The sequence below is a fragment of the Photobacterium sp. SP02 genome (genome assembly GCF_038519165.1).
GTDB lineage: Bacteria > Pseudomonadota > Gammaproteobacteria > Enterobacterales > Vibrionaceae > Photobacterium > Photobacterium halotolerans.
Window position 1 is genome coordinate 22,352 of sequence record NZ_JASJOJ010000053.1, and the last position, 6,439, is coordinate 28,790.

Annotated in this window: 4 protein-coding genes and 1 tRNA gene; all 5 read right to left on the minus strand. The window is 53.7% G+C overall.

Translation table 11 applies throughout. The features are described from left to right. Positions 1-133 precede the first annotated feature (133 nt). Positions 134-1,723, minus strand: coding sequence for a glutamate--cysteine ligase (gene gshA / locus P0Y67_RS17985; protein ID WP_027253542.1), 1,590 nt, complete (start codon positions 1,721-1,723; stop codon positions 134-136). A gap of 192 nt (positions 1,724-1,915) precedes the next feature. Next, positions 1,916-4,768, minus strand: coding sequence for a M16 family metallopeptidase (locus P0Y67_RS17990; RefSeq protein ID WP_342393000.1), 2,853 nt, complete (start codon positions 4,766-4,768; stop codon positions 1,916-1,918). A 35-nt stretch (positions 4,769-4,803) separates the two neighbouring features. Continuing rightward, positions 4,804-5,226 (minus strand): YqaA family protein, encoded by a 423-nt coding sequence (locus P0Y67_RS17995; protein WP_342393001.1) that lies wholly within the window; start codon positions 5,224-5,226, stop codon positions 4,804-4,806. Between the two features lie 3 nt (positions 5,227-5,229). Continuing rightward, complete coding sequence (locus tag P0Y67_RS18000; protein WP_342393002.1) at positions 5,230-6,180, minus strand: NADP-dependent oxidoreductase; 951 nt, start codon at positions 6,178-6,180, stop codon at positions 5,230-5,232. A gap of 172 nt (positions 6,181-6,352) precedes the next feature. Then, positions 6,353-6,429, minus strand: a tRNA-Arg gene (locus P0Y67_RS18005). Positions 6,430-6,439: the final 10 nt, after the last annotated feature.

Below are 6,439 nucleotides of genomic sequence, written 5' to 3' on the forward strand. Positions count from 1 at the left end.
CACTCCCTGAATTGGAACCAAAGTGAAAACGGCAGGTCTGATATTATGACTGGCAGTGCAAACTGTCGTCATCCCTGCGAAATTGTAATTTTATTGGGCAGCAAGGTCGCTGCCCGTTTTTTTATCTCTGCTGTTACGCTTTCTTAAACGGATTTTGCTGCAGATCCGCAAAATAATCAGCCAGAAACGCTTCAAAAGAAACCTCATCAGCCTGCTCGATTTGCTGCTGTTTCATCACAGAGGCTGCCGCTTCCGACTCAAAATCAGACTGAGAATACCGACTGTAACTCTGCTTATCCAGCCACTCGGCATGCTTTGCGGCTAATTCCAGGCCAAACTTACCAATGCCTTCATTGGCTTCAATGTGACGCAAGACTTGTGCGGACAAAGTCAGCTCAGGATCATTGACCCACCCGGTCAGGGTTGCCAGCGTTTGCTGGTAGCTGTTGCCACCGTTGGCCTGATCCATGGCCACTGCGACCTGCTCCAGCTCAGAGAAGACACGCAAGGCCCAGTCGCGCAGCGGCAGGCGCTCACCACGGCAACCGATTTGCAGTTGCAGCTCAGGATCCCGCCCCTGCAGCACCACTTTTTTCCAGTTGTCACGCCAGCAAGCCAGTTCGGCATCATCCATATCATCAGACGGTGACAAGACCGCCCAGGTCAGGAAGAGATCCAAAAAGCGGACCTGCTCAGAGGTAATGCCTATCGGGCTGAACGGGTTAACATCCAGTGAGCGCACTTCAATGTATTCCACACCACCCCGCTCCAGGGCTTCAGACGGCTTCTCGCCGCTGTTGGTCACTCGCTTGGGACGGATAGGCGCGTAAAGCTCATTTTCAATCTGCAGTACATTGGTATTCAGCTGACGTAATTCTCCGCCGACCTTAACCCCGATATCGGCAAATTCTTCAGACGGCGTATGGATCGCTTTCTGTAAGCCGTCCAGATACTGAGCCAGATGATTAAAACCAATCTTCAAGGCACTCTGGGCATGATTGGTATACCCCAGATCGCTCAGACGCAGTGCGGTAGACTTCGGCAGGAAATAGGTGCCTTTGCCTGTCTTTTGAAAACCGAGCTTAGCGCCGTCTTTTTTCAGGAATGAGCCACACAGCGCCGGAGAAGCACCGAACAGATAAGGAATCAGCCAGCCAAACCGGTAGTAGTTTCGGATCAAGGCAAAATACGACTCAGACACGGAAGCCTGACGCTCATCTTCGCTCTGATCACCAAACAACTGTTGCCAGAAACTGTCCGGAAAAGAAAAGTTGAAATGCACACCTGAGATGATCTGCATGATGCTGCCGTAGCGGCGCTTCAAGCCTTCACGATAGAGGGTTTTCATCCGGCCAATGTTGGAGCTGCCATATTGCGCCAGTTCGATATCCGACTCATCACCGACATAGCAAGGCATAGACATAGGCCAGAGCATTTCGCTGCCCAGCTGGCTGTAGCTGAATTTATGGATATCGGACAATTGAGATAACAGCTCATCGACATCTCGCGACACCGGGGTAATAAACTCCAGCAGAGACTCAGCAAAGTCCGTGGTTACCCACTTATTGGTCAGGGCCGAACCCAGGCCGACAGGGTGCGGTTGAGTGGATAACTTCCCTTGCGGGGTTATTCGTAACGCTTCCCTTTCCAGGCCACGACCGAATTGTGTCAGCGCTTGCGGATTGGCCGACACCCTCTCTAACCTTTGTGAAAAATCCATCAGGCTGTTCTCAATCATCACTATCACAGGGGAGCTAGGGTAATCATAATTCTTGCTGATTACCATGATTATTGTTGATTTAGCAAAGGGTTTCCTGCCTGTGGTAACGGCAACAATAAAAAAAGCCGATACACAGGGTATCGGCTGAGATCTTAAGCTGAATACCGGCTTAATAAGCCGGTAATTATGCTGATCTTATTGCACGGGCTTTAAAGGATGAACCGGCATATTCAGTGTTTTCAACTGCGGCAACAATGACTTCGCATCCCCCACCACAATAATTTGGTAATCCTTGGGATCAAACCATTTTGCCGCCAGCTCATTGAGCCTGTTTTTACTGATAGAAGCCGTGATCGCATTGCGCTGCGACACAAAGTCATCCTCAAGCTGATAGGTCATGATCTGCCGCAGCAAATCCGCTTTATCACTCGGGGTTTCATAGCTCAGTGCCTCTTGCTGACCTACCGCCAGACGCATAAAGGCCAGCTCATCATCCGTCAGGCCGCTGCTGCTGTAGTTCGCCAGCTCTTTCATCATTTCCTTGATCGCTGGTAAGGTCACATCGGCACGCACTTCGGCATAGAATACCGACAGCCCTGCTTCTTTGTTGCCGCTCTGATAACCACCGGCACCATAGGTGTAGGCCTTGTCTTCGCGCAGATTGAGATTGATCCGGCTGTTGAAATTGCCGGCCAGATTAAAGTTCGCCAGCTGGAGCTCGAACTGTTCACCCGTGGCATCATACGGCAGGCCATTTCGCACTAAGCGTACCGTGCTTTGCGGTGCCCCCGGCTTATCAACCAGCCAGATGGCCGGCTCTGACTGAGCAGGCAGCACAGGGGTGACATAAGTGGGTGCCGGCGCACCCTGCCAGCTTGCCAGAAATGACAGTTGTGATGTCAGCTCAGCGGGCTGCACATCGCCAACGACAGCCAATTGCGCCCCATTAGGGGTGTAGAAGCGCTGATAAAACGCTTTGACATCGGCCAGTGTCATTGACTGAACAGACGCCAGCGTACCGTCCGAAGGACGGCCAAACACAGTATTGCCGTACAGCACCTCGCGGGTGGCCTGACTGACCAGCCAGCTCGGACGCTGATGATCATACACCAGGCCTTCCAGCGCCTGCTGTTTGACCCGGGTAAAATCCTCTTCATTGAAGGCAGGTTCGAACAAACGCTCCTGCATGATAGCCAGCGTTTCGTTGAGGTGCTTCTTCAGGGTCGTGACAGAAACAACAGTCCCGTACATACCTGATGAGAAGGTCACAGTACTGCCCAGCGTATCAAGACGGGACACCAGATCTTCCGATGAATGGCGCTGGCTGTCTTCTGCCAGCATCGCCGCGGTGAGTTCGGCCAGCCCTTCTTTGCCCACAGGTTCATAGCGGCGCCCCGCCGGTAAAACCAATTGCACTTCCACGGTCGGGGTTTCATCGTACTGGGTACCCAGCACTTCAATACCGTTAGCCAGCTTGAAGCGGTATAACTCAGGCACCTGAGCCGTAACCGGCTCTGAAGGCTGAGGCATGACTGAGCGGTCAAACCCTTCGTGCTGTGGCTCGCGCAGGTTCAGCTCATTGTCCTGAACGGATTTGTGCTCGGGAATAAGGCGATCGGCCGGACGGTAGTTGGCTTTGGCGGCGGCCATCTCTGTACGCCCGTTGGGCACAGTACTGAGCACCACTTTGGGCTGGCTCTCCACATAGCGCCGGTATACCGCCTCCACATCAGCGGGTGTAACGTTACGCAAATTGCTCAGCTCAGTGCCCAAGCGGTTTGGATCACTGTAAAAGGTCTGGTAAGCCGCCAGTTGCGCCACTTTGCCATGCACACTTTGCAGGCCAAAAATCGCAGAGGCTTCGGCCATGCCTTTCATTTCATCAAGCTCTTGCTGGTTGACGCCACGCTGAGCCAGACTGCTGAGCACTGTACTGACCTCGTCATAAATGCGGTCCAGCCGTCCCTGATCGCCACTCTGCCCGATGGCATAGACATACATAGTACAGGCCAGCTCACCACAATCGTGATAGGCACCGGCATCCACCACTTTTCCGGTTTTCACCAATGCCTGGTACAGGATACTGTTCTTACCGCCCCCTATGACTTTCGCCAGCATATCCAGTGATGCATCATCCGGCGCCCCATTGTACGAGGTCGGCCATGCCATCATCAGCATAGGCTGCTGAATGTTGTCTTCCAGAGTCAGGTACCGGTCGGCATCCAGCTTGACGGGCGCTTTCGGCGGATTATCAACTTTCGGTCCACGCGGAATATCACCAAAATACTTCTGTACCCATGCCAGTGTTTCCGCTTTATCAATATCGCCACCAATGGTCAGTGTGGCGTTATTCGGCCCGTACCAGCGCAGAAAGAAAGCTTTCAAATCGTTAACATCAACCCGGTCCAGATCGTCAACATAACCGATAGGCTGCCACGAGTAAGGATGTGTACGCGGGAAAAGTGCCTCGCCAATCCGCTCACTCACCATGCCGTAAGGACGGTTCTCATAGCGTTGTGCTCGCTCGTTCTTCACTGTGGCGCGCTGTATTTCAAATTTGTGCTGGGATACGGCACTCAGCAAGAAGCCCATGCGGTCTGATTCCAGCCAGAGCACCTTTTCCAGCTGATTTGACGGCACAGTTTCAAAGTAATTGGTACGGTCACGGTTGGTTGTGCCATTCATCGTACCGCCGGCTTCGGTGATCAGGCGAAAGTGCTCCTGATCGCCGACATGTTTGGAGCCCTGGAACATCATGTGTTCAAAGAAATGGGCAAAACCTGACTTGCCTAATTGCTCGCGGGCTGATCCCACATGGTAAGTCACATCCACATGCACGATAGGATCTGAGTTATCCTCATGCAGGATCACCGTCAGGCCATTATCCAGCACATATTTGCTGTAAGGGATCACGACTTCAGCACTGGTGTCCGATACACTTTCGACAAAATGCACACCATCAGGCAATGACTGTGCCTGTTCGGGGGGCGTCTGACTGCTGCATCCGCTAAGGACCAGCAACACAAGGCTCAGAATCCGCTTTTGCACGTTCGCCTTCCTTCTATTCATTTCAGAGTGAAAAATCAAAACAGCAGCGCCAGTATGACGTACCGCACGGCTTTGCCGATGAGAATAAACAAGGCACAGAGTCCTGCCCGCATCCGCAGCCAGCCTGCAGCCAGGCAAAGCGGATCACCCACAACAGGCACCCAACTGAGCAGCAGGCTCCAGTAACCATATTTTTTTATCCAGGCAACTGCTTTAGTATGACTCTGATTTTCTTCAGAAGTTTTATCGGGTATGCAACGTCCCAGATAAAAACTCACCATGCCCCCGACAGTATTACCCGCAGTGACAACGGTAACCAGCAGCCATACCGGCTGTGACTGAGTACTGAGAGCGGCCAGAAGGCCGGCCTCCGAGCCTCCCGGCAGCAAGGTCGCGCTGAGTAAGCCAGTGAAAAACAGCCCCCACAGCAGGGCTTCGCCAGACCAACTCCAATCCATTCGTCAGTCTTTCATGACCAGAACTATTTTACCGCGGGTACGACCAGTTTCTATCTGACGGTGTGCCTGTGCGCCCTGCACAAGCGGGAATTGCTCTGTGATCAACACTGTCAGATCACCTTCTGCCATCATAGCCAGCATCTGATCGTTCTGCGCCACCGAAGGGGACACCAGCATGCCTTGCGCATGCAAGCCGGTGACTTTTGCCGCCGCGGTCACACTCTCTGCCGTGATGGTCGGCACAGTCACCACGCGACCGCCCGGTTTGACACAAGACAAAGCCGCCACGCCTATTTCGCCCCCGACCAGATCGATCAGCACATCCACCGCCTGCAGCTGAGTTGCCAGCTCCCCTTTTTGGTAATCCACCGCTTGTGCGCCCAGAGAAGAGACGAATGCCTGATTGGCCGCCGAACAACTGGCCACGACATCAGCACCTTTGCGACATGCCAGCTGTATCGCCAGATGGCCCACCCCGCCAGCACCGGCTAAGATCAATACCCGCTCACCGGCCTGCACTGATGCTTTTTCCAGTGCCTGCCAGGCCGTTTGCCCCGCCAAAGGTAACGCCGCCGCTTCTGCTAAGGAGACGCCATCCGGCACCCGACTCAGACTGTCCGCTTCGGCCAGTACCTGCTCACTGTATCCACCGCCTTGCAAAGGAAATCCGATAAAGCCGCACACTCTCTGCCCGACGCTCCATTCAGTGACCTCCTCGCCAACGGCGGCGATGACGCCGGCAACATCATAGCCCGGCACCCAAGGCAGCTTGTCCCGGTTTTGCTGCGCAGCCCAACCTAAGCCTGCCCGGGTTTTGGCATCAATAGGGTTAACCCCTGAATAAGCCACATCGATCAGCACCTGCCGCCCTTCCGGCGCGGCGATCTCGACCGATTGCAGCTGAAGACAATGGACATCGCCAAAGGCAGTAATAGCAAGCTGTTGAGTTGTCATGGGTATTTTCCTTCTCAATCCGGTGGAATCCTTAGCCTTATCATTGCAAGGCAAGCCAAAACTACCCCTTTCCACACAGAAATACCAGTGGTTGCAGGCAGGCTCAGAAGAGAAACAAAGAAACGGGAAATGCAGACAATAAAAAACCCAGCCGGGGCTGGGTTTATAAGGATGGCGCGTCCGGGAGGATTCGAACCTCCGACCGCCTGGTTCGTAGCCAGGTACTCTATCCAGCTGAGCTACGGACGCGCAGAGCAGA

Bases quoted from the DNA above. Each gene is read 5' to 3' on its own strand.
- P0Y67_RS17995 (WP_342393001.1), bottom strand. From the start codon at position 5,226: ATGGATTGGAGTTGGTCTGGCGAAGCCCTGCTGTGGGGGCTGTTTTTC.
- P0Y67_RS18000 (WP_342393002.1), bottom strand. From the start codon at position 6,180: ATGACAACTCAACAGCTTGCTATTACTGCCTTTGGCGATGTCCATTGT.